Here is a 26039-nt window from a genome sequence, read left to right on the forward strand (position 1 = left end):
CGGCACACCTGATCAATAGGATCCGGCGATGATCACAAGAAAACGGCTGACGGCGGGAGTGGGTGCCCTGCTCGCCGCCCTGACGGCCGGGATCGCCTTCCCGGTCGCGGCGGCCGCCGGTGAACCCGTGGGCGGCAGCGCGCCGCAGGTCGATCTCGTCCTCGACGTCAGCGGCTCGATGCGGACGGCGGACATCGACGGCGGCACCCGGATGGCGGCGGCGAAGCGGGCGTTCAACGAGGTGCTGGACGCCACGCCCGAGGAGGTCCAGCTCGGCATCCGGACGCTCGGCGCCGACTACCCGGGCAACGACCGCAAGACGGGCTGCAAGGACACCGCGCAGCTCTACCCGGTCAGCACCCTGGACCGGACCGAGGCCAAGACGGCGGTGGCGACCCTCTCCCCCACCGGCTGGACCCCGATCGGGCCCGCGCTCCTCAAGGCGGCCGGCGACTTCGCCGCGGGCGACGGCTCGAAGCGGATCGTGCTGATCACCGACGGCGAGGACACCTGCGCCCCGCTCGACCCGTGCGAGGTGGCCCGGGAGATCTCCGCCAAGGGTGTCGGACTGACCATCGACACCCTCGGCCTGGTCCCCAGCACCAAGCTGAGCAAGCAGCTCAGCTGTATCGCCGAGGCGACCGGCGGCACCTACACCTCGGTCGAGCACACCGATGAACTCACCGACAAGGTGAACCAGTTGGTGGACCGTGCGGCCGACCCGGTGGTGACGCCGGTGGCCACCGAGGGCACCGACGCCTGTGCCACCGCGCCCACGCTGAAGTCCGGTCTCTACACCGACCGCGAGGAGTTCACCCAGCAGCGCTGGTACCGGGTCGACGTCGAGCCGGGCCAGGAGCTGCGGACTTCGGTGAGCGTGGCGGCCGACCGGGCCGTCAACCCTTCGTACGGGGTGCTGCTGCGGGCGGTGACCGTGCACGGACGGGAGATCGTGCGCGGTGAGGCGGCGGGCAACGGCCGTACCGACGTGATCTCGTCGGGCCTGCGCTACCCGAAGCCGGAGAGCGACGAGGACGACGCCCCGGCCGAGACCGTGTGCCTCCAGGTGACCAACTCCTTCTCGGCCGGAACCGGGGTGAAGACCACTCCGGGTCTGCCGCTGGAGCTGACCGTGGACGTCGTGGACGGGCCGTCGAAGGCGAGCGACGTGGCCTCCTTCGGCCTCGGGCGCGGCTGGTGGCTGCTCGGCGTGCTGATCCTCGCCGGCTTCGTCGCCGGTCTGCTGTGGGGCTGGGTGTCGCGCTGGCGGGTCGCGGTCTGGAGGACCAACTGATGCGGATCACACGTGTGTTGAGCGCTTCCCTGCTGATGCTCGGGCTGGCCGTCGCACCGGCCGCGGCGGACTCCTCGCCGACCCCGACGGATTCGGCCTCGGCGGACGCCGGCGCCCCCACCCGAGCGGGCACGTCCTTCCGCACGGCGACCGAGATCGAGCAGGGCCAGACCGCCACGGCGAGCGGCTCCACGGGTGACTACCTGTACTGGTCGTTCCCGGCGGACTCCGGTCAACGGCCCACCGTGAAGGCGACGGTGAAGCTGCCGGAGACGCACGCCGCCCAGACCTGGCAGATCGACGTGTACGACGGTCTGCGGCGCCGCCAGTCCTGCCAGTACGGCTCCCAGACGCGCACCGCCGCGGCGGGCGTGGCCGACGTGGAGCTGGCCTGCACCCTGCGCACGGTCCGGGCCTGGTCCGAGGCCTGGGCCAACGACCCGCTGCCGGGCACGTACTACCTCCGGCTCACGGCCGTCGGGGTCGGCACGGCCGACCTGGGTCTGCCGGTCAGCACCGAGGTGCGGGTCGGCTCCAAGGACATCGGCGGTTCGGCCGCGGTGGACGGCTCGCTGGCCGAGCCGCTGGTGCCGGGCATCGCGGTGAAGTCCGAGGCGGACGAGGACGGTTCGAAGAACGGCTCGAAGGACTCCTCCCCCGTGCTGTCCGCGATCGAGCCGGACGACGGCTGGTCCTCCGGCTGGTGGTCCGACCGCTGGGTGTGGACGGCGATCGGCGGTGCGCTGGCCGCGCTCGCGGGTGTCGGCGGATACGCGCTGACCCGCGGGTCGGGACGGCCGTCCCGGGTGCCGCCGGGGGCCTGACGCCGGTCAGGACGCCTGACGTCTCCTCAGGAAGGCCCGCTCCGGCGGGCCTTCCGCTGTTTCAGCCATCCCTCAGCGCCTTGGCGATCGTGCCCTCCCCGGTCACCTCGACCCGCCCCTCGCGCACCGCCTCCGGCAGGCTCGACTCCCCCCGGGCGAGCGCCCCGCAGGTCTCCGCGTCCAGGACGAGCCGGGCGTCGGGCTCCTCGGGGGCCGGCCCGTCGCCGTACGCGGGACCGGTCGGGGAGCCGACGTACAGATGGAAGTCGCCCTCCTCCAGGCGCACTTCGACGAGTCCCTCGCCCTCCAGCGAGCGCAGCAGGGGCAGCGCGAACCAGTGCGCCCGTACCGCGTCGGTGGGCCGCCGCTCGCCGAGCTCGGGCCCTCCCCAGGCGCCGAGAGCCTGAAGCACCGGCAGCAAATCGCGTCCCCGTGCGGTGAGTTCGTAGACGTAGGCCGCGGCGGGCGGGGGCAGCCGGCGTCGTGTGGTGAGGCCGTCGCGCTCCATGTCCTTCAGCCGTGAGGCGAGTACGTCCGTGCTCACGCCGGGCAGGTCGGCGTGCAGGTCCGTGTAGCGGCGCGGGCCGGCCAGCAGTTCCCGGACGATCAGCAGGGTCCAGCGGTCGCCGACGAGGTCGAGGGCGCGAGCCGCGGAACAGTACTGGTCGTAGCTTCGGCGAGGTGACATGCGACGCAGTCTAGACAAGTTGTTGGACTTTCCAAGCTGCCACTTGGTAAAACCAAGCAACACACGAAACCGGAGAGGCAGCAGCGCATGGAGTTCCGGCAGTCGAACAAGCTCAGCGAGGTCTGCTACGAGATCCGCGGCCCGGTGATCGAGCACGCCGACGCACTGGAGAAGGCGGGGCACAGCGTGCTGCGCCTGAACACCGGCAACCCCGCGCTGTTCGGCTTCGAGGCGCCGGAGGAGATCCTCCAGGACATGATCCGGATGCTCCCGCAGGCCCACGGCTACACCGACTCGCGCGGCGTCCTCTCCGCCCGCCGGGCCGTGGCCGGGCGCTACCAGACCCTGGGCCTGGACGTCGGCGTCGACGACGTCTACCTCGGCAACGGCATCTCCGAGCTGATCTCCATGGCCGTACAGGCGCTGGTCGAGGACGGCGACGAAATCCTCATCCCCGCCCCGGACTTCCCGCTCTGGACAGCCGTCACCACGCTCGCCGGCGGCAAGGCGGTCCACTACCTGTGCGACGAACAGGCCGACTGGTACCCGGATCTGGCCGACATGGCGTCGAAGATCACGGACCGCACCAAGGCCGTCGTCATCATCAACCCGAACAACCCCACCGGCGCGGTCTACCCGAAGGAGATCATCGAGGGCATCCTCGACCTGGCCCGCCGGCACGGTCTGATGGTCTTCGCCGACGAGATCTACGACCAGATCCTGTACGACGACGCCGTGCACCACTCCGTGGCCGCGCTCGCGCCCGACCTGGTCGTGCTGACCTTCTGCGGTCTGTCGAAGACCTACCGAGTGGCGGGCTTCCGCTCGGGCTGGCTGGTGGTCACCGGCCCCAGGCAGCACGCGAAGAACTACCTGGAGGGCCTGACCATGCTGGCCTCCATGCGGCTGTGCGCCAACGCGCCCGCCCAGTACGCCATCCAGGCGGCCCTCGGCGGCCGGCAGTCCATCCACGAACTCACCGCCCCCGGTGGCCGGCTGCACGAACAGCGCACCGTGGCCTGGGAGAAGCTGAACGAGATCCCCGGGGTGTCGTGCGTGAAGCCGAAGGGCTCGCTGTACGCCTTCCCGCGCCTGGACCCCAAGGTCCACAAGATCCACGACGACGAGAAGTTCGTCCTGGACCTGCTGCTGCGGGAGAAGATCCAGGTCGTCCAGGGCACCGGCTTCAACTGGCCGACGCCGGACCACTTCCGCATCCTGACGCTGCCCCACGCGGAGGACCTGGAGGCGGCGATCGGGCGGATCGGGAGGTTCTTGAGCGGCTATCGGCAGTAGCCCGCCGTACGGCTTGAAGTCGCCTGCCGTTGACTGGTGTTGCCTGGGTTCACGGCCGGGGAGAGCGGGGATGCCCTAGAGTGCGGCCACTGATCCGCAGGGCCGGGGGACAGGGGGATCCCGGGTGTTGTCGTCTCGTCTGCGCGTCTCGCGCGCTTCTACGGCCTTACGGGGCCGGCTCACGCTGCTGGTCCTCAGCCTCGTCCTGCTGGGCAGCCCCTGGGTGCAGCAGCCCGTCTGGGACCGCTACGAGCGCAAGTTCTACATCGAGGCGTCCGACAGCACGACCCTGCGCCGGCTGTTCGAAGCGGCGTTCGTCCCCCGCTGGGACACCTCCTCCGACCGGTACGGCAACACGTCGGGGCTGGTGGTGAACGACCTCGCCGTGCTGTTCCTGATCGCGGGGCTCGCCTTCTTCCTGTGGCGGATGACAGCCCGCGGGAGAGCGGGGCGGATCCGCTGCCTCGTCGTGGGCCTGGCGGTCCCGGTGGCGGCCAACCTGCTGTGGTGGGGCCTGCACACGACCTTCGTGTCCGAGATACCTCTGGGGCCGAGCGACGAGTTGCTGGACTACCTGCTGCCCAGCGGCCTCCTGTTCGGGCTGGTGGCGGGTGCCCTGCTGCTGGTGGTCACGACCGGCCTGCCCCGCGGGGGCGGCAGCGCCGGCACGAGCTCCATCGGCGCCGTCACGGCGCCGCTCCGACGCTGGAGAGAAGGAGGGCCCGGTATGACGACCGCGCCGGTCCACATGCCGGTCGGGAGCGCGCCGGGGGACGTCACCCGGTATCTGTGCGCCGCGGCCTACGTCGACGAGGGTTTCGCCGAGCGGGTGGTCGAGGACGTCCTGGCCGACGAGGCCGGCGCCGTGGCGCCCTCGCCCGACGTCGACCTGCTCGCGGTGGTGCGCCACTGTCTGACGGCCCAGGAGCTGCGGCAGCGCCGCGACCTGCGGCTGACCGCGGCCTTCGCCGCGGTGGGGGTGTTCGCGCCCCTGTGGCTGCTGTTCATCACCGTGTTCCTGTCGACCACCCGGCAGGCCGTCACCCGGCCGAGCCTGGCCACCCGCGGCCGCCACCAGCCACAGGGCAGGGCGCTGGTCGGCACCGCGGTCGCCGCCGGCTTCGCCGTGATCCTCGCCTTCGTCCTCGGTTTCCTCGTCTCCGCGCTGCCCGCCCCCGGCTTCGTGAGCTGGCTGCTGGGCTCCTACCTGGCCGGGGTGCCGGCCGCCCTGCTGTCCGTGGCGGCCGTGGCGTACGCGTACGCCACCGTCGTACGCCACGATCTCGACGTCGACCGGCTGCTGCGGACGACCATGACCCGCGAGGCGTTCGCCCGGCAGCCGCGGCCGACCGTGCCCCGGCGCAAGTGGATGGCGGAACGGCTGGCGGCCATCAGGGAGGCGCAGGACGGGAACGTCACGGTGTACAGCGGGTTCACGCCCTTCATCGGGTACGCGAGGTCCGCGGCGCAGTGGTCCCTCGCGGTGCCGTTGCTGCCCGCGGGCGACCCCGTCGGCGGGCTGTCGCGACCGGGCGGGCCGGAGCCGTTCACCGTCGCCGAGCTCGTCGACCACGTACGCGCGCGGCTGCGGACGACCGCCGTGCGTGGCGCGGCCGACGCGGCGGTGACGGACGCGGCGCAGGCCCCCGCGCCGGCCGGATCCCCCGCGCCGCTCGACTCCCTCGTCATCGAGGACCGGGTCTTCGCGAGCGGCACCAGCATCGGGGAGGACGAGCGGTTCATCAGGACCAGGAGCCTCGCCCCCGCCGCCCGGCTGTCGGCCGAAGAGGTCGAGCGGATCATGGAGCACCCCACCGGTACGGTCCGCCACCATCTGGCGGTCCATGTGCCGCTGTGGGGCGGGGACGTGGTGCCGAGCCTGTTCCTGCACTTCTCGACCACAGGGCGCACGCTGCACCTGCATTGCAGCAATCATGTGCTCGGCCCGGTGCGCGCCGAGTACCACGTCGTGGACCGGCTGCGCGGGCCCCTGTCCCCCTCCGCGCGGCGGGGGCTGCTGCTGGACGCGGTCCCCCGCACCGGCAGGGCCTTCTACGCGGCGCCGTTCCGGGCACTGCGGCAGGCGTACTTCGACGAGCGGCACAGAAGACGGATGGTGGACGAGCTCCGGGCGCTGGAGCAGGACCCCATCTACGACTTCGGGGCGCGGGTGAGCGTCCGGGAACTGGCACTGAGCCCCGACTACCAGAACTACTTCCAGGTCGTGGACGCCACGCGGATCACGGCCCTGGTCGAGCGGCACACCCTCGCCGCGATCCGGGAGTTCCTCGAGGCGCGCGGCTACGACATCACCGACTTCCGCGCCCAGCAGCAGACCATCCTCAACCAGGGGCTCATCCAGCAGGGCGGCACCAGCATCATCGGCAACCAGGCGATCGGCGCGGGGGCGAGCGCCACACAGAACTTCCCGCAGCAGCAGTCGGGCTCCTCGACGGCGCTCGGTGCCGTGGGCGGGCCCGGACCGGGTGCCGCGGCAGGATCGGGCACGTAGACCGAGGAGGTCCTCATCATGGGCAGCGACGACGGACGCCAGGACCCTCCGGTCAACAACGGCGTCATGATCAGCGGCGGCACGCACCACGTCGGCAACCAGGCGGTGGGACACCGTGCGCAGGCCTTCTCCGGCTCGGTCTCCTTCCAGCCCCAGGACGCCGAGCGTACGGCTGAACTCCTCGCGTACGTCGAGCGGTTGCTGGACGAACACCGGGCCGCGCTGGCCGACCCGGACGCCACGAGCAGGGAACTCCGCCGCCTGCGCGAGGAACTGGACGAGCCCGAACCCGAGCCCACGGTCCTGCGCCGGGCCCTGACCCGGCTCAACGAGTTCGTCCAGCCGGTGACGCCGTTGGTGGTGGCGGTGGGTCAGCTCGCGCAGTCGGTGCAGGGGTTGCCGGGGCTGTGAGGTGACCCGGTCGGCGGGAATGGAGGTGACCCGTCGGCGGGGCTGTGAGGTGACCGCCGACGGGGCTGTGAGGTGACCGCCGGCAGGGCTGTGAGGTGACCGCCGGCGGGGCTCGCCCTGCGAAGCCCACGGCCCTGTGGCACGGTGCTGGGAGGCCACTGGGAAAGGTGCGGGCGTGGGTGATCTCTTTCTGGTGCGGCACGGGGAGACCGAGTGGTCGCGGTCCGGGCGGCACACCGGCTGGACGGACGTACCGCTGACCGAGCGCGGCCGGCAGGAGGCGCGCGGCCTGGTGCCGCTGATCCGCTCCCACCGCATCGGCGCCGCCTTCGTCAGCCCCCTCCAGCGGGCGCGCGAGACCGCGGAGCTCATCGGCCTGCACGATGTCCGGGTCGATGTCGACCTGCGCGAGTGGGACTACGGCGGCTACGAGGGCGTCACGACCGTAGAGATCCAGCGGGAGCGCCCGGACTGGTTCCTGTTCACGGACGGCGTGGCGCCCGGTCCGCCCGACCACCCCGGGGAGAGCCCGGAGCAGGTAGGAGAGCGCGCGGACCGGGTCCTGGCCAAGGTGGACGCGGCGCACGCCAACACCGAGGGATGCGTGGTGCTGGTCGCGCACGGCCACTTCCTGCGGGTTCTCACCGCCCGCCGGCTGGGCCTGCCCGCGTCGGCCGGGGCACTGTTCCAGCTGGCCACGGGGACGCTGTGCCGGCTGGGGACGGAGCACGGGCGGCCGGTGATCGCCGGGTGGAATGTCAGACCCTCGTCGTAGCCTTCGAAGCGAAGGAGCGGTGATCGGCGCGGCCCGCGTACGACTTGCTGTCCGACCGCCCGGGTGACCCGGGTGACCCGGGCGGTCGGACAGGTCGTCCGTGTCGTCCGTGTCGCCCCGTCGCCCGTCGCCCGTCGCCCGGAAGGAGCACGCCGTGACCCGACCGCCCACCGCCGCCCAGCGGCGTGTCATCGACGCCGCCGATCCCGTCACCGGCAGGCTCAAGGGCACCGAGTCCCAGCTGGACGCACTGGTCAAGCGTGGTCTCGCCTTCCGGCACCCCCGGCCGCCGCACGACCACTTCCTGACCCCGGCCGGCCACCGCGTACGCGAGACGGCCGCCGCGGCTCCCGAACAGCCTCCCGCCACCGATCCCACCCCCGCCGCCGGCGTGTTCACGGCCCACGTCGGCGGCACCGAGGAACCCGCCGAGACCGGTCCGGCCCGGGTGCGCGAGGTGCACAGCGCCTGGCAGGGGCTGCTGGAGCTGCGCAGGATGACCAACCCGGACGGCGCCACGGACCGGCCGTGCAGCTGGGAGCGCGGCCACCTCGTCCCGGCGGCCGCCCTGGCCCTGGAGGCGGCCGGCCATGCCCCGGAAGCGGGCGGCGCGCCCGGTTACCGGGTGCGCGCGACCCCGCAGCCGGAGGCCGTCGCCGTGCACGCCCCCGAGGGCGAGGCGCTGCGGGCCTGCGCGAGCACGCTGGAGCGGGCGGGCTGGCAGGTCGGCGAGTACACGCAGCCGCGCACCGGAACCCGCTACCTGCTGGCCTCGCCACGCCGGGTGTAGAGGGCACGTGTCAGGATCGGTTCCGGTAACTGCCGTGGCGTGAGAGGGGATTGACGTGAGTGAGCCGTTTTCCGTACCGGTGACCGTCCGCGGGTACGAGACGGATGTACAGGGTCACCTCAACCAGAGCGTGTACCTCAACTACGCCGAGCACGCCCGCTGGTCGCTGCTCAGGGCCGCCGGGATCACCCAGGCCCGGCTCATCGGCAGCGGGGTGGGCCCGGTGGCGCTGGAGACCACCATCCGCTACCTGCGGGAGCTGCTGGCGGGTGACGAGGTGGAGGTGGGCTGCGGCTTCGAGTGGGGCGAGGGCAAGACGTTCCGCATCCAGCAGACGATCCGCAAGAAGGACGGCACCGTGGCGGCCGAGATCACCGCGGTCGGCGGCCTGATGGACCTGAGCGCACGACGCCTGGTCCCGAACCCCGGCGAGGTCCTCAAGGGCCTGGCCACGGACCCGGGCCTGCTGTAGCCCACGCCCCCGGTCAGCACTAGGCGCAGCTCAGACGAGCTCCGGCTCCGGCTCACTGGCCGCGGTGGTACTGCGCCCACGAAAGGAGGCCCGGGACCGACGAAGTCACAGGCAGGGACCTGGGCCACAACGTGCCGCCCCCTTCCACCCCCACCGACCCTCTCCTGTCATCCCCCGCCGAACATCCCCCTGTGGTCCCGCGCCCACTCCCGATACGTCCGCGCCGGACGGCCCAGCACGTCCGCCACATCCCCGGTGACCACCTCGTTGCCGCCCTCGGCCACGAAGCGGACACTGCGCAGCATGGCTTCGGCGGACTCCTCACTCCAGCCGGAGGCGACCAGCAGGGCGCGGGTCTCCGGCGGGGTGAGGTCGCGCAGGTCCACACGGCGGCCAAGCACCTCGCCCAGCACGCCGGCCTGGTCCTGGGGGCTGAGGGTCCCGGGGCCGGTCAAGGTGTACGTCCGTCCCGCATGGCCGGGATCGATCAGTGCGGCTGCCGCGATCTCGGCGACATCGCGCGGATCCACGACCCCCTGCCGGCCCGAGCCCAGCATGTTCGGCACCGGCTCACCCGAGCGGAGCGGCCCGGCCCAGCTCAGGGTGTTGGACGCGAAGACCGACGGCCGCAGGATCACCCACTCCAGGCCGCTCCCCCGGACCGCCTCCTCACCCCGGCCGTGTGCGACACCGCCCAGGCCGGTCCGGGTGTCCCCGGCCATGATCGCCGAGAGCTTCACGATCCGCCGTACCCCCGCTGCCCGGGCCGCTTCGGCCATCCCCCGGTCGCTGTCCGCGTCCTCCGGGCCGAAGACACCCACGAGGAACGCCGAGTCGACGTCCGTCATGGCGGCCGCGAGCGCCCCGGCGTCCCGGTGGTGGCCGCGGGCCACCTCCACGCCGGGCGGCAGCTGGGCCGCGGCCGGGTCCCGGGTGAGCGCCCGCACCTTCTCGCCGCGCGCCAGGAGCTGTCGTAGGACGTCACCGCCGATGGTGCCCGTGGCACCCGTCACCAGAATCATGGCCACCACGGTGCGTGCAGGGCCGTCGCGGCGGATAGGAAATTCCGGCACGTTTCGCGGGCCCGGACGCCGGGGTCGTCCGCTTACCGTGGACGGGTGACCGACTCCGCCGCCGAACCCGCCCCGCGCCTCCCGGACGAGCTGCGACCGTGGGCCGTTGAGACCGGGACCGGCCCCGAGGACGCTGATCCGCCGAAGGTCTTCGTGCGGCTGCCGGACTCCGCGACCAAGCTGCTCGTCCGTACCGAGGGGTCCGGCCGTCCGGCCCTGCTGGTGTCCGGCCCCAGGGTCCGGGCGACCTACCACCGGGGCAAGCCCTCCGTGTCCTGCACGGAGTTCCGGCTGCCGCCGGGCACCGTGCGGGCGGTGCTGGGCGTGCCGGCCGTCGACCTGGTCGGACGGGTCGTCCCGCTGGGCGCACTGCCCGGGCGGACCGCGCGGCAGCTGTCGTACGAACTCGGGCGGCTGGACCACGAGGACGCGGTGTCCCGGCTCGCGGACCTGCTTCCGGACCGGCTGCCCACTCCGGCCGGCGCGACGCGGAACGCGCTGCTGCGGGCCGCGGTCACCGCACTGTCGGTCCGGTCTGACCGCATACCCGGTCAGGTCGGTGACGTGGCACGTGAACTCGCCGTCAGCGAGCGCCAGTTGCGCAACCTGTTCAGCGACGGTGTCGGTCTCTCGCCCAAGCACTACACCCGTATCAACCGGGTCCGTGCCGTGCTGGCCCACGCCGACGAGCTGCGCTGGGCCGATCTGGCCGCCGTCACCGGCTACTACGACCAGTCCCACATGACGTCCGACTTCCGCACCCTGATGGGTGTCCCGCCGCGCTCCTACTTCACCGGACGGCTTCCCGCTCCCGGGTCCTGCCAGGCGATCGACAGCCCTTAGCCCCGCACAGCGCTCCTCCGGGAGACTTGGAGACGACGTGTCCTTCCCGTCCAGAGCGGCCGCCCGCCGCACCCTGCTCGCCGCCCTCGGGGCCGGAGTGCTGAGCGCCGGATGGCCGTCCGCCGACCCCGCGGACCCCAGCGGGCTCGACGCGCCGGCCAAGAAGGACCTCGCGATGCGGCTGGTGTCCAGCGCGGAGAACTCCTCGCTGGACTGGCAGGCGCAGTACGCGTACATCGAGGACATCGGGGACGGCCGCGGCTACACCGCCGGCATCATCGGGTTCTGCTCCGGCACGAGCGACATGCTGGCGCTGGTCGAGCTCTACACGAACCGGGTTCCCCGCAACCCCCTCGCCCCGTATCTGCCCGCCCTGCGCGCCGTGGACGGCACCGGCTCGCACGAGGGCCTCGACCCCGGCTTCCCGGCGGCCTGGCGTACGGCGGCGCGGACCTCCGCGTTCCGCAGGGCGCAGCGGGACGAGCGCGACCGCGGCTACTTCGACCCGGCGGTCGCGCGCGCCAAGAAGGACGGCCTCGGCACGCTCGGGCAGTTCATCTACTACGACGCGATGGTCATGCACGGTCCGGGCAGTGACGCGCGCAGCTTCGGCGGCATCCGCGACCGGGCCCGTGCGCGGGCGGACACCCCCGCGGACGGCGGTGACCAGACGGCGTATCTGCACGCCTTTCTGGACGCGCGGGTACGGGCGATGAGGCAGGAGGCGGCGCACCGGGACGTGAGCCGGGTCGAGACCGCCCAGCGGCTGTTCCTCACCGCGGGCAATCTCGACCTGGACACCCCGCTCAAGTGGCGTGTGTACGGCGACAGTTACGAGATCGACTGAGCCGGGACGGCCTCCATGGGGTGGGTGACCTCCCGTGCGTCCCGCCCGTCCCGCGCGCCCCGGCCGAGGTGGTTGAAGACCAGGTTCAGCACCACAGCGGCGACACAGCCGGTCGAGATCCCCGAGTCCAGGACGATCTTCGCGGTCCCGGGAAAGGCGTGGTAGAACTCCGGCGCGGTGATCGGGATCATGCCGACGGCCAGCGAAACGGCGACGATCAGGACGTTGTTGTCCTTGTCCAGGCCCGCCTTGGCCAGGGTCTGGATGCCGCTCGCGGCCACCGAGCCGAACAGGACCACTCCGGCGCCGCCGAGCACCGGGCGCGGTACGACGGCGATGAGCGAGGCGGCCATGGGACACAGCCCCATCAGCACCAGGAAGGCGCCGCCGGTGGCGACGACGTACCGGCTGCGGATCCTCGTCATCGCGACGAGGCCGATGTTCTGGGCGAAGGCGCTGCACATGAAGCCGTTGAACAGGGGGCTGAGGGCCGAGCCGAGGGTGTCGGCACGCAGGCCGGCCGCGATGGTCCGCTCGTCGGCGGGGCGCTCCACGATCTCGCCCAACGCCAGCATGTCCGCGGTGGATTCGGTCATCGAGACCACCATGACCACGCACATCGAGAGGATCGCGGCGAGCTGGAACCGCGGGGCGCCGAAGTGGAAGGGGGTCGGGAAGCCGACCACGGCCGCGTCGGCGACGGGGGTGAAGTCCGTTGCCCCGAAGGGGATCGCGACCAGGGTGCCGGCCACCAGGCCGAGCAGCACGGCCACTTGCTTGACGAAGCCGCGGGTGAAGCGTCGGAGCAGCAGCACGATCGCCAGGGTGGCCGCCGCCAGGCCCAGGTTGGTCGTCGAACCGTAGTCCCGCGCACCGGGGTTGGGGCCTTGCGCCCAGCCGAAGGCGACCGGCAGGAGGGAGACGCCGATCAGGGTGATGACGGTCCCGGTGACGACCGGTGGGAAGAAGCGGATCGCCTTGCTGAAGAAGGGGGCGGCGAGGAAGCCGAGGAACCCGGCCACGATCACCGCGCCGAAGATGACGGGCAGGGCGTCCGCCTTGTCGTGCGTGGCGGCGACGATCGCGGTCATGGGGGCGACGCCGGCGAAGGTGACGCCGTTGACGAAGGGCAGCCGGGCGCCGATCCGCCAGACGCCGAGGGTCTGGAGGAAGGTGGCGAGGCCCGCGGTGAAGAGGCAGGCACCGGTCAGGAAGGTGAGGTCACCGGCGGTGAGGCCGATGGCCGCGCCGACGATCAGGGGTGGGGCGACGACTCCGGCGTACATGGCGGCCACGTGCTGGAGGCCGGTGGTCGCCATCTTCAGGGCGGGGAGTTTCTCGTCGACGGGGTGGACTGACACTGCGGCTCGCCTCCGGGCGGTTACACGTCGGCACTGACGTGGGTTTCATGGAGGTGGTGCGAGTGGTCGTGCGGGACCGTGACGGGTCGTTCCCGGGGAGGGAACGGGGACCGTTCCGGGGCGCGCGCGTCCGACGCGCGCCCCGGGCACGGCCGCCGCGGAACCGCAACCGGGTCCACGGCTGCCGGCCGAGAGCCGTCCCTCTCGGCCGGAGTACGGGGGTGCGGCGGCGACCGGAGGACGGGCAGCTCCGCGTCCTCCGGTCGCCTCTCAGCCCTGCGCCGCGATCCGCGCGAGACGCTGGGCCTGTTCCCGGGTGGAGCGGGCGACGGCGTCCTCGTCGACGTGCAACAGGCGGCTGTTCTCGACGATCTGACGGCCGTTCACGAACGAGGCCGTGACCGGGGCGGCCGCACCGAAGACCAGCGCGGCCACCGGGTCGGCGATCGAGGCGTGGGCCAGGGTGTCGAGCTTCCACAGGACCAGGTCGGCGAGCTTGCCGGCCTCCAGGGAGCCGGTCTCGGCCGCGCGCCCCAGGACCTGGGCGCCGCCGTGCGTTCCGAGGCGCAGGGCCTGACGGGCGTTCAGGGCGGCCTCGCGGTGGGCGCCGAGCCGGTTGATGAGCAGCGCGTTGCGCAACTCGGTGTGCAGCTCGCCGGATTCGTTGGACGCCGTGCCGTCGACACCGAGGCCGACCGGGACGCCGGCCGCGAGCATGTCGGGGACGCGGGCGATTCCCGCCGCCAGCCGGGCATTCGACGAAGGGCAGTGGGCCACGCCGGTCTTCGTCCGGGCGAACGCGGCGATGTCGGAGTCGTTCATGTGGACGCAGTGCGCCATCCACACGTCCTCGCCGAGCCAGCCGGTGGACTCGAAGTAGTCGGTCGGGCCCATGCCGAACAGTTCCTTGCAGAACTGCTCCTCCTCCACGGTCTCCGAGCCGTGGGTGTGCAGCCGTACGCCGAGGTGGCGGGCCAACTCGGCGCCTTCCCGAAGGAGTTCGGTGGAGACGGAGAACGGCGAGCAGGGTGCGACGGCCACCTGGGTCATGGCGTCGAAGGAGGAGTCGTGGTGCTCCTTGACGGTGGCCTCGGTCGCGGCGAGGGCACCTTCGAGGGTCTCCACCGCGAAGTCCGGGGGCAGACCGCCGTCCTTCTCGCTGCGGTCCATGGAGCCGCGGGCCAGGGTGAAGCGGACGCCCGTCTCGCGGGCGGCGCGGATGATCGCGCCGGACAGGTCGCCGGAGTCCTTCGGGAAGACGTAGTGGTGGTCCATCGCGGTGGTCACGCCACCGCGGGCCATCATCGCGAGCGACCCCTGGGCGGCGGCGTAGACCATCTCCTCGTCGATGCGCGCCCATGTCGGGTACAGCGCGACGAGCCAGTTGAAGAGGTTGTGGTCGGTGGCCAGGCCCCGGGTGATCCACTGGTAGTAGTGGTGGTGGGTGTTGACCAGGCCGGGGGTCACCAGGTGACCGGTGGCGTCGATCCGGCGCACCACGTCCTGGAGGCCCTGGGGGGCCGGGCCCGCGCCGAGGGACTCGATGCGGTTGCCGGCGATGACGACATGGCCGGAGGCGTACTCGGTGTCGTCGGCGTCTACGGTCGCGATCGAACAGTTCTCGATCACGATGCGCTGAACTGCTGTCATGGTGCGCCCCTCAGAGGGTGGTCAGGTCCGCGGGGATCCTCGCCTCGCGGCCGTCCCGCAGGACGGTCGCCTCGATCAGGCCGTAGGGCCGGTCGGCGGCGAAGTACACCTCGTTGTCGTTCTTGAGCCCGAAGGGCTCCAGGTCCACCAGGAAATGGTGCTTGTTGGGGAGCGAGAAGCGGACCTCGTCGATCTCGTCGCGGTTCTCGATGATCCGCGAGCCCATCTGGTACAGGGTCTGCTGGAGCGAGAGGGAGTAGGTCTCGGCGAAGGCCCGCAGCATGTGCTGCTTCGTCTGCTCGTACGACGCATCCCAGTCGGGCATCTCCTGGGCGTCGTCGGTCCAGTTGAAGCGCCAGCGTCCGGAGACGTCGGTGGCCAGGATGCGGTCGTAGGCCTCGGGCAGGGTCGTGTACTTGTCCTTGACGTAGCCCCAGAACTCGGAGTCGGTCGAGTTCAGCACGGTCAGGTCCTTGAGGCCGGAGACGACCTCCCACGACGAGCCGTCGTAGGTGATCTGGGCGAGCCGGGTCTCCTGGCCCTTGCGCACGAAGGAGTGCTCGGCCTCGCCGGGTGTCTCTATCCGCTCCCAGGTGTACTCCTCGATCCGGATGCGGGCCCGGTGGATCGGCTCCTGACTCGTGACGAAGTGGCGGGCGAGGTGGATGCCGAACTGCTCGGCGGACTCGATGCCGTGCTCCTTGGCGAACGCGTACACCGTGTTCTTGGTGGTGTCGGTCGGCAGGACACTGGCGTTGGAGCCGGAGTAGTGGACGTCGTCCATGGCGCCGCTCAGCGACACCGAGACGTTGAGGTCCTTGATGTGGTGGGTGGCGCCGTCCCGCGTGATCCTGACGACTCGGTTCTCGGCCTTGCCGTACTGGTTCTGTCCCAGGATGACAGGGCGGGCCGGGCGGGAATTGTCGGTCATGTAGCTAGCTCCCTCGGTATACGGAGTAGCCGAACGGGTTGAGCAGCAGCGGTACGTGGTAGTGCTCGCCGGGTTCGACGGCGAACGTGATCGCCACCTCCGGGAAGAACGCTCCGGCACCGCTGTCCCGATTCGCGGGGGCGTCCTGCTGCGCATCGGCTTGCTTCTTCAGGAAGTACGGTTCGACCTCGAAGTCGAGCCGTACGTGGCTGGTCCCCTCCGGCAGCGCCGGCAGGTCCTTGCACCGGCCGTCCGCGTCGGTGGTGGAGCCGCCGAGCGCCTGCCATGCGGCGTCCCGGCCGCTGCGGGCCGCGAGCCGGACGGCGACTCCCGCGGCGGGGCGGCCGACGCTGGTGTCCAGGATGTGCGTGGACACGGAGGCGGTGGTGCTGGTGCTCATGGTCAGGCGTCCTCTTCGACGATGCGGGCGAGCCGGATGCGGTTGATCCTGCCCAGCTCGGTGCGGACGATCTCGCGCTCCTGTTCCGGCGCGTTGCCGATCCGCTCCCTGACCGCGTCCCGCATCTCCTCGGCGCTGCGGCCGGTCGCGCAGATCAGGAAGACATGGCCGAACCGTTCCTGGTACGCCAGGTTGAGTTCGAGCATCTCGATCTTGAGCGCGTCGTCGGCCGAGGCCATGCCGGACTGCTCCCGGGCCGAGGTCGGGTCGCCCGGCTTGGGGCGGCCGATCGGCGGATGCCCGCCCATCGCCTCGCCGAGGTCGTCGGCGGTCAGCTCGGCCATGGCGTCGTCACTGGCGGCGTAGAGGTCGTCCGCGGTCGCGTAGGGGCGGCCGGCGAGCAGACGCCGAGCCCACGCCGTGGAGGCGCACGCCTCGAGGAGGACGGCACGGGCCGCGGGCTCCTCCAGGACGTTGAACCGGGCCAGGCCGGGAGGCGTGGAAGTCGAAGTCACGACAGTCAGCTAACGCCCCGACGCGACATCACGTCAACACTTTGTTGAAAATTCGGGGTGACGAAACCCGCACGGCTGTGTTGCCTACGTTTTGTCCCGGTTCAGATAGTTGTAGACGGTGAAGCGGCTCACCCCGAGCGCGCTCGCCACGGTCTCCACACCATGCCGCACCGAGAAGGCGCCGCGCGCCTCCAGCACCCGTACGACCTCCTGCTTGGCCTTGCGGTCGAGGTCGGCGAGCGGCATCCCGCGCTTGCGCTCCATGGCGGCCAGGATGTGGTCGAGGGAGTCCGCGAGCTGGGGCAGCCGTACGGCGACGGCATCGGCGCCCTCCCAGGCGAGTACGACGTCGTCGGGGCCGGCCTCGTCCGGCGGCAGCAGCTCGCCGCCCATGGCGTCGACCAGTGGCTTGACCGCCGCGATGAACGGCTCGTCGGCGCTCACACGTCCCCTTCCGCGACCACGTTGACCTGGAGGGAGATCCGGGTGGCGCCCGCGGCGAGAGCCCTGTGCAGCAGGGCGTCCACGGCGCCGAGCACCTCGTCGGCGCCGCCCTCGGCGGTGTTGCCGAACGGGCCGACGTCCACCGCGTCCAGTTCGGCCGCCTCGACGACCTCGCGGGCCACCAGGGCGTGCGCCGGGGCCTCGTCGAGGTCGAAGGGCTCGGTCGTGAACTCCACTCTCAATCGCACGCGCACAACCTAACCCGCGGTGCGGCTTTCCGCCGGGCCCTCTTGACAACGCCTCCGACCGAACGGCAATCTTCCAATAAGCAGAAACTAACTTCCGCATCACGGAAACACTCGACACGGAAGGGAGCGCCGGGTCCATGGGATTCGCAGAGCAGCGCTTCAACGTCAACCTGTCGATCCTCTTCACGGAACTCCCGCTCCTGGAGCGCCCCGCGGCAGCCGCCGCGGCCGGCTTCACCGCGGTCGAGCTGTGGTGGCCCTGGATCGACACCCCCACCCCCGAGCAGTCGGAGCTCGACGCCCTCAAGCGGGCCCTCGAGGACGCCGGCGTCCGGCTCACCGGCCTGAACTTCTACGCCGGCGAGCTGCCGGGACCGGACCGCGGCGCTCTGTCGATCCCGGGCGAGGAGTCGGAGCGGTTCCGCGCCAACATCGACGTGGCCGCCGACTTCGCCGGATCGCTGGGCGCCACGGCGCTCAACGCCCTGTACGGCAACCGCGTCGACGGCGTGGACCCGGCCGAGCAGGACGCGCTGGCGCTGGAGAACCTGGTCCTGGCGGCCCGCGCGGCCGACCGGATCGGCGCGGTCCTCCTGATCGAGGCCCTGAACAAGCCCGAGTCGCCCCGGTACCCGCTGGTGAGCGCGGCGGCCGCGGTCGGGATCGTCGACAAGGTCAACGCGGCGAGCGGCCTCGGCAACGCCCGCTTCCTCATGGACCTCTACCACCTGTCCATGAACGGCGAGGACCTCCCGGCGGTGATCGAGCAGTTCACCCCGAAGACCGGGCACGTCCAGATCGCCGACAACCCCGGACGCGGCGCTCCCGGCACCGGGACGCTGCCGCTGGAGGAGCTGCTGGGCCTGCTGGCCAAGGCCGGCTACGACGGCTGGGTCGGCCTGGAGTACAAGCCCGGCGACCGCCCGAGTTCCGAGGCCTTCGACTGGCTCGCCCGCTGACCCCCCTTACACACCGAGAGGCACCCCCGACATGAGCAGTCTCCCCAAGATCGCCTGGATAGGCCTCGGCATCATGGGCTCCCCCATGTCCGAGAACCTGGTCAAGGCGGGCTACGACGTCACCGGCTACACCCTGGAGCAGGACAAGCTGGACCGACTGGCCGCCGCCGGTGGCACCGCGGCCGCCTCGATCGCCGAGGCCGTGCGCGACGCCGACGTCATCATCACCATGGTGCCCGCGTCCCCGCAGGTCGAGGCCATCGCCTACGGCCCGGACGGCATCCTCGCCAACGCCCGCTCCGGCGCCCTGCTGATCGACATGTCCTCCATCACCCCGCAGACCTCGGTGGACCTCGCGAAGGCCGCCGCCGAGAAGGGCATCCGGGTCCTGGACGCGCCCGTCTCCGGCGGTGAGGCCGGAGCGATCGAGGCCGTGCTGTCCATCATGGTCGGCGGTGAGCAGGCCGACTTCGACGCGGCCGAGCCGGTGTTCGAGGCGCTGGGCAAGACCATCGTGCTGTGCGGTCCGCACGGCTCGGGGCAGACCGTGAAGGCCGCGAACCAGCTGATCGTCGCCGTGAACATCCAGGCGTGCGCCGAGGCCGTGGTCTTCCTGGAGAAGTCGGGCGTGAACCTGAAGGCCGCGCTGGACGTCCTGAACGGCGGTCTCGCCGGCTCGACCGTGCTGACCCGCAAGAAGGACAACTTCCTTCAGCGCGACTTCAAGCCGGGCTTCCGGATCGACCTGCACCACAAGGACATGGGCATCGTCACCGACGCCGCCCGCACCGTCGGCGCGGTCCTGCCGGTCGGCGCCGTGGTCGCCCAACTGGTCGCCGGCCTCCGGGCACAGGGCGACGGGGGCCTGGACCACTCGGCGCTGCTGCGGGCCGTGGAGCGCCTGTCCGGCGCCCAGGTCTGACACCCCCCGAGACCCCGGGCGGCGCCCTCGCCGACATCTGTCCTGTCGCGCCCAGGCGGTGGCGCCGCCCGGTACCAACCTCTTTCGAGACTCCCTGCCCCGACGCACCGGCGACCCGGATGAGGGGTGGTCGCCCGGTGACGGCGGGGCAGGGAACGGACCGCGGCGGCGTGCGAGCCAGTGCGGTGGTGAAGGCGCCGGGATCTTCTTCTTCGACCTGAGGGGAGGGGGTCCACCGGTACCGTCGCGACCGCCGCGGTCCCTGCGCGGGACATGGCATTTGCCGTGTCCCGCGCGTTTCTGCGTTCAGGTGCTTCGTGGCCGGTCGCGCAGTTCCCTTCGCCCCTGGGTGGGTTGCAGCTGGGCATGCCTGGACTGCACCCACCGTTGTTCTAGGGGCGCGGGGAACGGCGCGACCAGCCCCCACCGGCCCGCAGCCGACCTGCAACGGCTCCTCCGAACCTCAAATCAACCTCTGAACACGGCTCAGGGGGCTTCAACTCGCCCCGCCTCGGGCGCATTCTCATCACGTGAGGTTCGCCGGCACGGGGGCGGCGGGCCGCACGACGGGGGACGGCTTCGGGGGAGCCGGGCACAGCTGAAGGGCGGTCCCGCCATCGCGGTGGGACCGCCCTTCAGCTGTGCGTGGTGTCAGACTTTCCGCGGTGTCAGACCTTCAGCGTCCTGATCGACGTCGGCGCGTGCGCCGGCTCCGTCGCGAGCTCCTCGAACTCCACCACGTTTCCGATGTCGTTGGTGGTGGACATCGCGATGTTGGTGACCCGCTCCAGGATCGCCTCGACGACGACCGGGACCTGGAACTCCGCGGCGAGCTTCTTCGCCTGCTCCAGCGCGGCCCCCAGTTCCGCCGGGTCCGTCACCCGGATCGCCTTGCAGCCCAGACCTTCGGCGACCTTCACGTGGTCGACGCCGTAGACGCCCAGCTCCGGGGAGTTGACGTTCTCGAACTCCAGATTGACCTGGAAGTCGATGTCGAAGGCGCGCTGCGCCTGGCGGATCAGGCCCAGGTAGGAGTTGTTCACCAGGACGTGGATGTACGGGATCCGGTGCTGCGCCCCGACGGCCAGCTCCTCGAGCATGAACTGGAAGTCGTAGTCCCCGGAGAGCGCCACGACCTGTGCCTCCGGGTCGGCCTTGGCGACGCCGAGCGCGGCCGGGATCGTCCAGCCGAGGGGACCGGCCTGGCCGCAGTTGATCCAGTGCCGCGGCCGGAAGACGTGCAGCATCTGGGCGCCGGCGATCTGCGAGAGGCCGATCGTGGAGACGTACCGGGTCTCCGGGCCGAAGGCCTTGTTCATCTCCTCGTAGACGCGCTGCGGCTTGATGGGGATGTCGTCGAAGTGCGTACGGCGCTGGAGGGTCGCCTTCTTCTCCTGCGCGGACGCCGCCCAGGCACCGCGGTCGGGCAGCCTGCCCGCCGCCCTCAGCTCCCGTGCCACCTCGACGAAGAGCGTCAGCGCGGCCTTGGCGTCGGAGGCGATGCCGTAGTCCGGGGCGAAGATCCGGCCGATCTGGGTGGGCTCGACGTCGACGTGGACGAACGTCCGGCCCGCCGTGTAGACGTCCAGTTTGCCGGTGTGGCGGTTGGCCCAGCGGTTGCCGATGCCGAGGACGAAGTCGGACTCCAGGAAGGTGGCGTTGCCGTAGCGGTGCGAGGTCTGGAGGCCCACCATGCCTGCGTTGAGCTCGTGGTCGTCGGGCAGCACGCCCCAGCCCATGAGGGTCGGGACGACCGGGGTGCCGGTCAACTCGGCGAATTCGACGAGAAGTTCGGCGGCGTCGGCGTTGATGACACCGCCGCCGGCGACGATCAGCGGGCGTTCGGAGGCGTTCAGCATCCCGATCGCCTTCTCGATCTGCGCGCGGCTCGCGGCCGGCTTGTAGACAGGGAGGGGTTCGTACGTCTCCGGGTCGAACTCGATCTCGGTCAGCTGGACGTCGATCGGCAGGTCGATCAGGACCGGCCCCGGGCGGCCGGAGCGCATCAGGTGGAAGGCCTGCTGGAAGACGCCGGGGACCTGGGCGGCCTCCAGGACGGTGACGGCCATCTTGGTCACCGGGCCCGCGATGGACGCGATGTCGACGGCCTGGAAGTCCTCCTTGTGGATCACGGCGGTCGGGGCCTGGCCCGTGATGCACAGGATCGGGATGGAGTCGCCGGTGGCGGAGTACAGCCCGGTGATCATGTCGGTACCGGCAGGGCCCGAAGTGCCGATACAGACACCGATGTTGCCCGGGCGGGTCCTCGTGTACCCCTCGGCCATGTGCGAGGCGCCCTCGACATGGCGGGCGAGGGTGTGGTGGATGCCCCCGGACGCCTTGAGCGCGGCGTAGAAGGGGTTGATCGCCGCGCCGGGCACGCCGAACGCGTCCCGGACGCCTTCGCGTTTGAGGATCTCAACTGCCGCGCGGGCAGCGGTCATTCGAGCCATCGAGTACTCCTGCTTCGACTGCTTCAACTGTGTCGGCTGTCGGATGCGTACTCCCGTCGCGCCCCGCGGTGAGCACTTCCGCAATACGGAATATGTTTTCTGCTATCTGGAAGCAATGTAGGTCGGTGGGTGAAGACCGTCAAGAGGCGGACAACGGGCCGGGTCCTGGAGGACGATGTGGCCATGTCCGAAAGCGTGCCGGTGCGCTGTCCGGCCTGCCGCCGCGAGCACCTCTACGCGGCGCCGACGTACCCGTGCGGGTGCGGCGCCCCGATCTCGCCGCCGCTGGAGCCGGAGGCGCGGGCGGTGACGCATCAGGTGTGGGAAGAAACCTGGGTCACCGTGGAGTGCGCACTGTGCGGGCGCCGGTCGGATTGGCCGCACCCGGAACTGGGGTGCGCGTGCGGGACGGTGCTGCGGATCGCCGTGACGGCGGACGGGGCGGGCCCGGCGCGGTCGGTGCCGGAGCGGGCCGCGGCGGGCGGCGGAACGGCGAACGCGACGGACGCGCCCGCTGCCGCAGAGAGGCCTCGTCCCGCCGAGAACCCCGCATCCGCCACCCCCGCTCCCCCGCGCCGCGCCTTCCAGCCCATCACGATCCGCACGGCGCGCGACGCGGTGACCGTGGCCGCGTTGTACCTGCGCTGGCTCGGCTACCAGGACATCCGGCGGGCGGACCAGCGACCGCCGTCCGGCATCGGCCTCGCCGCGCGCGGCACGTCAGGCGTGGGTCTCGCCGCGCACGGACTGCTGGCCCAGGTGGACCCGACCGTACGGCCCGCCTCACCGCGGGACGTGGAGTGCCTGTGGCTGACGGCCATGACGGAGTCCGCGCACTGCGTCTACTTCTCCCTGGCCGGGTACACCACGGAGGCCCGCGCCCGCGCGGACACCCTGGGAGTCCCCTTGTTCGTCCTGGACCTGACGGGCACCCCGCAGCCGGTGAACGCCCTGGCCGACGAGTTGGGCAACACCTGACCGGACCGTCCCGGTCGCAGGGCAGGCTTCCGGTCTCCGGGACTCACTCCGTGCGGGCGCCGTACCCCTCCCGCAGCTCCACCTTCCGCACCTTCCCCGACACCGTCATCGGGAAGGCGTCCAGGATCCGCAGCTGTGTCGGGACCTTGTAGTGGGCGAGGCGGCCCTTGCAGAAGGCGCGCAGTTCCTCCAGGCTCGGCGGGGTGGCCGGGTCGCGGGGGATCACGCAGGCCAGCACCTCCTCGCCGTAGCGCTCGTGAGGGACGCCGACGACCTGGACGTCCGCGATCTTCGGGTGGCCGTAGAGGAACTCCTCGATCTCGCGCGGGTAGATGTTCTCGCCGCCCCGGATGATCATGTCCTTGATGCGTCCGACGATCTCGACGTACCCGTCCTCACGCATCGTCGCCAGGTCACCGGTGTGCATCCAGCGCCCGGCGTCGACGGCCTCCGCGGTCTTCTCGGGCTCGTTCCAGTAGCCGAGCATCACGCTGTAGCCCCGGGTGCACAACTCCCCCGCCGTGCCGCGGGGTTGGGTGACCCCGGTCGCCGGGTCCACGACCTTGACCTCGATGTGCGGCAGGACGCGGCCCACCGTGCCCGTGCGGTGTTCGAGGTCGTCGTCCCTGCGGGTCTGGAGCGAGACCGGGGAGGTCTCCGTCATGCCGTAGCAGATGGACACCTCCGCCATGTGCATCTCGGCGACCACCCGCTTCATCACCTCCACCGGACAGGGCGAGCCCGCCATGATCCCGGTGCGCAGCGAGGACAGGTCGTACGACGCGAAGTCGGGGAGGTTCAGCTCCGCGATGAACATGGTCGGGACGCCGTAGAGCGAGGTGCAGCGCTCCTGCTGGACCGCGCGCAGGGTGGCCGCCGGGTCGAAGGACGGGGCGGGGATCACCATGCAGGCGCCGTGCGAGGTGGCCGCCAGGTTGCCCATCACCATGCCGAAGCAGTGGTAGAACGGCACCGGGACGCAGATCCGGTCCTGCTCGGTATAGGCAATCAACTCGCCTACGAAATAACCGTTGTTGAGGATGTTGTGGTGGGAGAGGGTGGCCCCCTTGGGGAAGCCCGTCGTGCCCGAGGTGTACTGGATGTTGATGGGGTCGTCGCAGGACAGGTCCGGGAACTCCGGGTCCGGCACGGCCCGTTCGAGCAAGGCCTGCCAGCTCGGGTCCCCGATGTACACGACCTCCCGCAACTCGCGGCACCGGACCCGCACTTCGTCGACCATCGCCCGGTAGTCGCTGCTCTTGTGGCTCAGCGAGGCGAACAGCAGGGAGATGCCCGCCTGGTTGAGGACGTACTCGACCTCGTGGGTGCGGTACGCGGGGTTGATGTTGACCATGATCGCGCCGATGCGGGCGGTGGCGTACTGGACCAGCGTCCACTCGGGGCAGTTGACCGCCCAGATGCCCACCCGGTCGCCCTTCACCACCCCGGCACCGAGCAGCGCCCGCGCCAGCTCGTCGACGTCGGCACCGAACTGCGCGTAGGTCCACCGCCGCCCGGACGGCACGTCCACCAGGGCCTCGCGGTCGGGCCAGGTGGCCACCGCCCGGTCCAGGTTGGCGCCGATGGTGTCGCCGAGCAGCGCGGTCGTGCTCACGCCGTGCGTGTACGAGTTCACCGGAAGTCCTCCTCGCGGCTCACCGGCAGTCCTCCTCGCGATCTCACCGGAAGTCCTCCTCGCGGTACTCCGCGTCCGAGCCGGCGGCCGTGGCCTCCCGCAGCTCGATCCGGCGGATCTTCCCGGACACCGTCTTCGGCAGCGCGCCGAACTCCAGCCGCCGGATCCGCTTGTAGGGCGCCAGGGTCTGACGGGAGTGCTCGAAGAGCACCTTGGCCGTGTCCGGGCCGGGCTCCCAGCCCGCCGCCAGCACCACGTACGCCTTCGGGACCGCGAGCCGCAGCTCGTCCGGCGCGGGCACCACGGCCGCCTCGGCCACCGCCTCGTGCTCCAGGAGCGCGCTCTCCAGCTCGAAGGGGCTGATCTTGTAGTCGGAGGCCTTGAACACGTCGTCGCTGCGACCGATGTAGGTCAGGTAGCCGTCCTCGTCCCGGGACGCGACGTCCCCGGTGCGGTAGTAGCCGCCGGCCATCGCCTCCGCCGTACGGTCCGGGTCGCCGTGGTAGCCGGTCATCAGGCCGACCGGCCGGGCCGAGAGGTCGAGCGCGATCTCGCCCTCGGCCGCGCCGGGCGCGCCGGACACCGGGTCCAGGAGTTCCACCTTGTAGCCGGGGCTGGGCCGGCCCATGGAGCCGGTCTTCAGGACCTGTCCGGGGCTGTTGGAGACCTGCACGGCGGTCTCGGTCTGGCCGAAGCCGTCCCGGATGGTGATGCCCCAGGCCCGCCGGACCTGCTCGATCACCTCGGGGTTCAGCGGTTCACCGGCCGCGACCACCTCCCGCGGCGGGGTGCGCAGCTGGGTCAGGTCGGCCTGGATGAGCATGCGCCACACGGTCGGCGGGGCGCAGAAGGTGGTGACGCCCGCCCGGTCCATCTCGGCCATCAGACGGGCCGCGTCGAAGCGCGTGTAGTTGTGGATGAAGACGGTCGCCTCGGCGTTCCAGGGCGCGAACAGATTGGACCAGGCGTGCTTGGCCCAGCCGGGCGAGGAGATGTTCAGGTGCACGTCTCCGGGCTTGAGGCCGATCCAGTACATGGTCGCCAGGTGCCCGATCGGGTACGAGGTGTGCGTGTGCTCGACGAGCTTGGGCCGGGCCGTCGTCCCGGAGGTGAAGTACAGCATCAGCGGGTCGTCGGAGAGGGTCGGGCCGTCGGGCAGGAACTCCGCGGAGGCCGCGTCGGCGTCCTCGTACGGCTGCCAGCCCTCCGGTACGCCGCCCACCGCGATGCGGGTGTAGTCGCCGGGCACGTCGTCGAACTTGCCGGTGTCCTCGGCCCGTACCAGCACGTGCCGCACCCGGCCGCGCTCGACGCGGTCCCGCAGGTCGGCGGGGCCGAGCAGGGGGGTCGCCGGGATGACGACGGCCCGCAGCTTCATCGCGGCGAGGGCGGTCTCCCACAGCTCGGTCTGGTTGCCCAGCATGACGAGGATGCGGTCCTCGGCCTCCACCCCGCGCTCGCGCAGCAGGTTGGCGACCCGGTCGGAGCGCTCGGCCATCTCCGCGAAGGAGAGCCGGACCTCGCCGCCGTCCTCCTCGACGATGTGCAGAGCGGTGCGGTCGTTGCCGCGCGCGATGACGTCGAACCAGTCGAGCGCCCAGTTGAAGTGCCGCGGGCGGGGCCAGTCGAAGCCCTCGTACGCGGTGGCGTAGTCCTCGCGGTGCGCCAGCAGGAAGTCCCGCGCCCCGCGGAAGTCCTCCGTAGCCGTCATCTCTCG

Annotated in this window: 25 protein-coding genes; 13 read left to right on the forward strand and 12 right to left on the reverse strand. The window is 71.4% G+C overall.

All coding sequences use genetic code 11. From position 1 onward, the window contains the following. The first annotated feature begins 28 nt into the window (after window positions 1-28). Both IF54_RS0100870 and IF54_RS0100875 read left to right on the forward strand, forming a co-directional pair. Complete coding sequence (locus IF54_RS0100870) at window positions 29-1294, forward strand: VWA domain-containing protein (RefSeq protein WP_030313366.1); 1266 nt, start codon at window positions 29-31, stop codon at window positions 1292-1294. Continuing rightward, on the forward strand, window positions 1294-2118 hold the full coding sequence (locus tag IF54_RS0100875; protein ID WP_030313367.1) for a hypothetical protein: 825 nt from the start codon (window positions 1294-1296) through the stop codon (window positions 2116-2118). The genes IF54_RS0100870 and IF54_RS0100875 overlap by 1 nt, the downstream gene beginning before the upstream one ends. Window positions 2119-2179: 61 nt before the next feature. Here IF54_RS0100875 and IF54_RS0100880 read toward each other — a convergent pair whose 3' ends face one another. Continuing rightward, window positions 2180-2806, reverse strand: coding sequence for a winged helix-turn-helix transcriptional regulator (locus tag IF54_RS0100880; protein ID WP_030313369.1), 627 nt, complete (start codon window positions 2804-2806; stop codon window positions 2180-2182). Window positions 2807-2893: 87 nt separating this feature from the next. Here IF54_RS0100880 and IF54_RS0100885 point away from each other — a divergent pair, with 87 nt between their 5' ends. The 6 genes from IF54_RS0100885 to IF54_RS0100910 all read left to right on the forward strand — a co-directional run bounded on the left by IF54_RS0100885 (window position 2894) and on the right by IF54_RS0100910 (window position 9062). Continuing rightward, window positions 2894-4102, forward strand: a complete 1209-nt coding sequence (locus tag IF54_RS0100885; protein ID WP_030313371.1) for a pyridoxal phosphate-dependent aminotransferase — start codon at window positions 2894-2896, stop codon at window positions 4100-4102. Between the two features lie 124 nt (window positions 4103-4226). Then, entirely contained in the window at window positions 4227-6614 is a 2388-nt protein-coding gene (locus IF54_RS0100890) for a hypothetical protein (protein WP_030313373.1), read from the forward strand. A gap of 18 nt (window positions 6615-6632) precedes the next feature. Next, window positions 6633-7025, forward strand: coding sequence for a DUF5955 family protein (locus tag IF54_RS0100895; RefSeq protein WP_030313376.1), 393 nt, complete (start codon window positions 6633-6635; stop codon window positions 7023-7025). 175 nt (window positions 7026-7200) lie between these two features. Then, window positions 7201-7800: a histidine phosphatase family protein gene (locus tag IF54_RS0100900; protein ID WP_030313379.1), complete on the forward strand. Its 600-nt coding sequence runs from the start codon at window positions 7201-7203 to the stop codon at window positions 7798-7800. 154 nt (window positions 7801-7954) lie between these two features. Beyond that, window positions 7955-8590 (forward strand): hypothetical protein, encoded by a 636-nt coding sequence (locus IF54_RS0100905; protein WP_030313381.1) that lies wholly within the window; start codon window positions 7955-7957, stop codon window positions 8588-8590. 55 nt (window positions 8591-8645) lie between these two features. Next, window positions 8646-9062, forward strand: a complete 417-nt coding sequence (locus IF54_RS0100910) for an acyl-CoA thioesterase (RefSeq protein WP_030313384.1) — start codon at window positions 8646-8648, stop codon at window positions 9060-9062. A gap of 167 nt (window positions 9063-9229) precedes the next feature. Here IF54_RS0100910 and IF54_RS0100915 read toward each other — a convergent pair whose 3' ends face one another. Beyond that, entirely contained in the window at window positions 9230-10093 is an 864-nt protein-coding gene (locus IF54_RS0100915) for an NAD(P)H-binding protein (protein WP_030313385.1), read from the reverse strand. Window positions 10094-10180: 87 nt separating this feature from the next. On the opposite strand from IF54_RS0100915, the gene IF54_RS0100920 reads away from it, so the two are divergent. After that, window positions 10181-10978, forward strand: a complete 798-nt coding sequence (locus IF54_RS0100920) for an AraC family transcriptional regulator (RefSeq protein WP_030313387.1) — start codon at window positions 10181-10183, stop codon at window positions 10976-10978. A 37-nt stretch (window positions 10979-11015) separates the two neighbouring features. After that, window positions 11016-11825, forward strand: coding sequence for a chitosanase (locus IF54_RS0100925; protein WP_030313389.1), 810 nt, complete (start codon window positions 11016-11018; stop codon window positions 11823-11825). On the opposite strand, the gene IF54_RS0100930 is transcribed toward IF54_RS0100925, so the two are convergent. The 7 genes from IF54_RS0100930 to IF54_RS0100960 form a co-directional block, all read right to left on the reverse strand. Continuing rightward, window positions 11810-13186 (reverse strand): nucleobase:cation symporter-2 family protein, encoded by a 1377-nt coding sequence (locus IF54_RS0100930; RefSeq protein ID WP_030313390.1) that lies wholly within the window; start codon window positions 13184-13186, stop codon window positions 11810-11812. The two genes, IF54_RS0100925 and IF54_RS0100930, sit on opposite strands and share 16 nt — an antisense overlap. Before the next feature lie 270 nt (window positions 13187-13456). Then, window positions 13457-14836 (reverse strand): 8-oxoguanine deaminase, encoded by a 1380-nt coding sequence (locus tag IF54_RS0100935; RefSeq protein WP_030313391.1) that lies wholly within the window; start codon window positions 14834-14836, stop codon window positions 13457-13459. Between the two features lie 10 nt (window positions 14837-14846). Beyond that, window positions 14847-15767 carry a factor-independent urate hydroxylase gene (pucL, locus tag IF54_RS0100940; RefSeq protein WP_030313392.1) on the reverse strand — a complete coding sequence of 307 codons (921 nt, stop codon included), beginning with the start codon at window positions 15765-15767 and terminating at the stop codon, window positions 14847-14849. A gap of 4 nt (window positions 15768-15771) precedes the next feature. Continuing rightward, window positions 15772-16167: a hydroxyisourate hydrolase gene (gene uraH / locus IF54_RS0100945; RefSeq protein ID WP_030313393.1), complete on the reverse strand. Its 396-nt coding sequence runs from the start codon at window positions 16165-16167 to the stop codon at window positions 15772-15774. Between the two features lie 2 nt (window positions 16168-16169). After that, window positions 16170-16682, reverse strand: a complete 513-nt coding sequence (gene uraD / locus IF54_RS0100950; RefSeq protein WP_030313395.1) for a 2-oxo-4-hydroxy-4-carboxy-5-ureidoimidazoline decarboxylase — start codon at window positions 16680-16682, stop codon at window positions 16170-16172. Between the two features lie 84 nt (window positions 16683-16766). Continuing rightward, the gene (locus tag IF54_RS0100955; RefSeq protein WP_199821169.1) at window positions 16767-17075 is read right to left on the reverse strand and encodes a helix-turn-helix domain-containing protein; all 309 of its coding nucleotides are present in this window, start codon (window positions 17073-17075) and stop codon (window positions 16767-16769) included. A 47-nt stretch (window positions 17076-17122) separates the two neighbouring features. Further along, window positions 17123-17374, reverse strand: a complete 252-nt coding sequence (locus tag IF54_RS0100960) for a hypothetical protein (RefSeq protein ID WP_037819127.1) — start codon at window positions 17372-17374, stop codon at window positions 17123-17125. A gap of 137 nt (window positions 17375-17511) precedes the next feature. Here IF54_RS0100960 and IF54_RS0100965 point away from each other — a divergent pair, with 137 nt between their 5' ends. After that, the gene (locus IF54_RS0100965; protein ID WP_030313401.1) at window positions 17512-18333 is read left to right on the forward strand and encodes a TIM barrel protein; all 822 of its coding nucleotides are present in this window, start codon (window positions 17512-17514) and stop codon (window positions 18331-18333) included. Window positions 18334-18364: 31 nt separating this feature from the next. After that, complete coding sequence (locus IF54_RS0100970) at window positions 18365-19255, forward strand: 2-hydroxy-3-oxopropionate reductase (RefSeq protein ID WP_030313403.1); 891 nt, start codon at window positions 18365-18367, stop codon at window positions 19253-19255. A gap of 668 nt (window positions 19256-19923) precedes the next feature. Here IF54_RS0100970 and gcl read toward each other — a convergent pair. Further along, window positions 19924-21708, reverse strand: coding sequence for a glyoxylate carboligase (gcl, locus tag IF54_RS0100975; RefSeq protein ID WP_030313405.1), 1785 nt, complete (start codon window positions 21706-21708; stop codon window positions 19924-19926). 183 nt (window positions 21709-21891) lie between these two features. Between gcl and IF54_RS0100980 the strand changes: the two genes are divergently transcribed. Then, on the forward strand, window positions 21892-22686 hold the full coding sequence (locus IF54_RS0100980; protein ID WP_037819130.1) for a hypothetical protein: 795 nt from the start codon (window positions 21892-21894) through the stop codon (window positions 22684-22686). 43 nt (window positions 22687-22729) lie between these two features. Here IF54_RS0100980 and IF54_RS0100985 read toward each other — a convergent pair whose 3' ends face one another. Together IF54_RS0100985 and IF54_RS0100990 are read right to left on the reverse strand one after the other, a co-directional pair. Continuing rightward, window positions 22730-24322: an AMP-binding protein gene (locus IF54_RS0100985; RefSeq protein WP_030313409.1), complete on the reverse strand. Its 1593-nt coding sequence runs from the start codon at window positions 24320-24322 to the stop codon at window positions 22730-22732. 43 nt (window positions 24323-24365) lie between these two features. Then, window positions 24366-26033, reverse strand: coding sequence for an AMP-binding protein (locus tag IF54_RS0100990; RefSeq protein WP_030313411.1), 1668 nt, complete (start codon window positions 26031-26033; stop codon window positions 24366-24368). Window positions 26034-26039 lie beyond the last annotated feature (6 nt).

This window comes from Streptomyces sp. NRRL B-3229 (assembly GCF_000719505.1).
GTDB lineage: Bacteria > Actinomycetota > Actinomycetes > Streptomycetales > Streptomycetaceae > Streptomyces > Streptomyces griseorubiginosus.

Coding starts and splice junctions, on each gene's coding strand:
- IF54_RS0100885 (WP_030313371.1), top strand. CDS start 2,894: ATGGAGTTCCGGCAGTCGAACAAGCTCAGCGAGGTCTGCTACGAGATC.
- uraH (WP_030313393.1), bottom strand. CDS start 16,167: ATGAGCACCAGCACCACCGCCTCCGTGTCCACGCACATCCTGGACACC.
- pucL (WP_030313392.1), bottom strand. CDS start 15,767: ATGACCGACAATTCCCGCCCGGCCCGCCCTGTCATCCTGGGACAGAAC.
- IF54_RS0100880 (WP_030313369.1), bottom strand. CDS start 2,806: ATGTCACCTCGCCGAAGCTACGACCAGTACTGTTCCGCGGCTCGCGCC.
- IF54_RS0100980 (WP_037819130.1), top strand. CDS start 21,892: ATGTCCGAAAGCGTGCCGGTGCGCTGTCCGGCCTGCCGCCGCGAGCAC.
- IF54_RS0100895 (WP_030313376.1), top strand. CDS start 6,633: ATGGGCAGCGACGACGGACGCCAGGACCCTCCGGTCAACAACGGCGTC.
- IF54_RS0100935 (WP_030313391.1), bottom strand. CDS start 14,836: ATGACAGCAGTTCAGCGCATCGTGATCGAGAACTGTTCGATCGCGACC.
- IF54_RS0100970 (WP_030313403.1), top strand. CDS start 18,365: ATGAGCAGTCTCCCCAAGATCGCCTGGATAGGCCTCGGCATCATGGGC.
- gcl (WP_030313405.1), bottom strand. CDS start 21,708: ATGGCTCGAATGACCGCTGCCCGCGCGGCAGTTGAGATCCTCAAACGC.
- IF54_RS0100870 (WP_030313366.1), top strand. CDS start 29: ATGATCACAAGAAAACGGCTGACGGCGGGAGTGGGTGCCCTGCTCGCC.
- IF54_RS0100990 (WP_030313411.1), bottom strand. CDS start 26,033: ATGACGGCTACGGAGGACTTCCGCGGGGCGCGGGACTTCCTGCTGGCG.
- IF54_RS0100955 (WP_199821169.1), bottom strand. CDS start 17,075: ATGGGCGGCGAGCTGCTGCCGCCGGACGAGGCCGGCCCCGACGACGTC.
- IF54_RS0100965 (WP_030313401.1), top strand. CDS start 17,512: ATGGGATTCGCAGAGCAGCGCTTCAACGTCAACCTGTCGATCCTCTTC.
- IF54_RS0100875 (WP_030313367.1), top strand. CDS start 1,294: ATGCGGATCACACGTGTGTTGAGCGCTTCCCTGCTGATGCTCGGGCTG.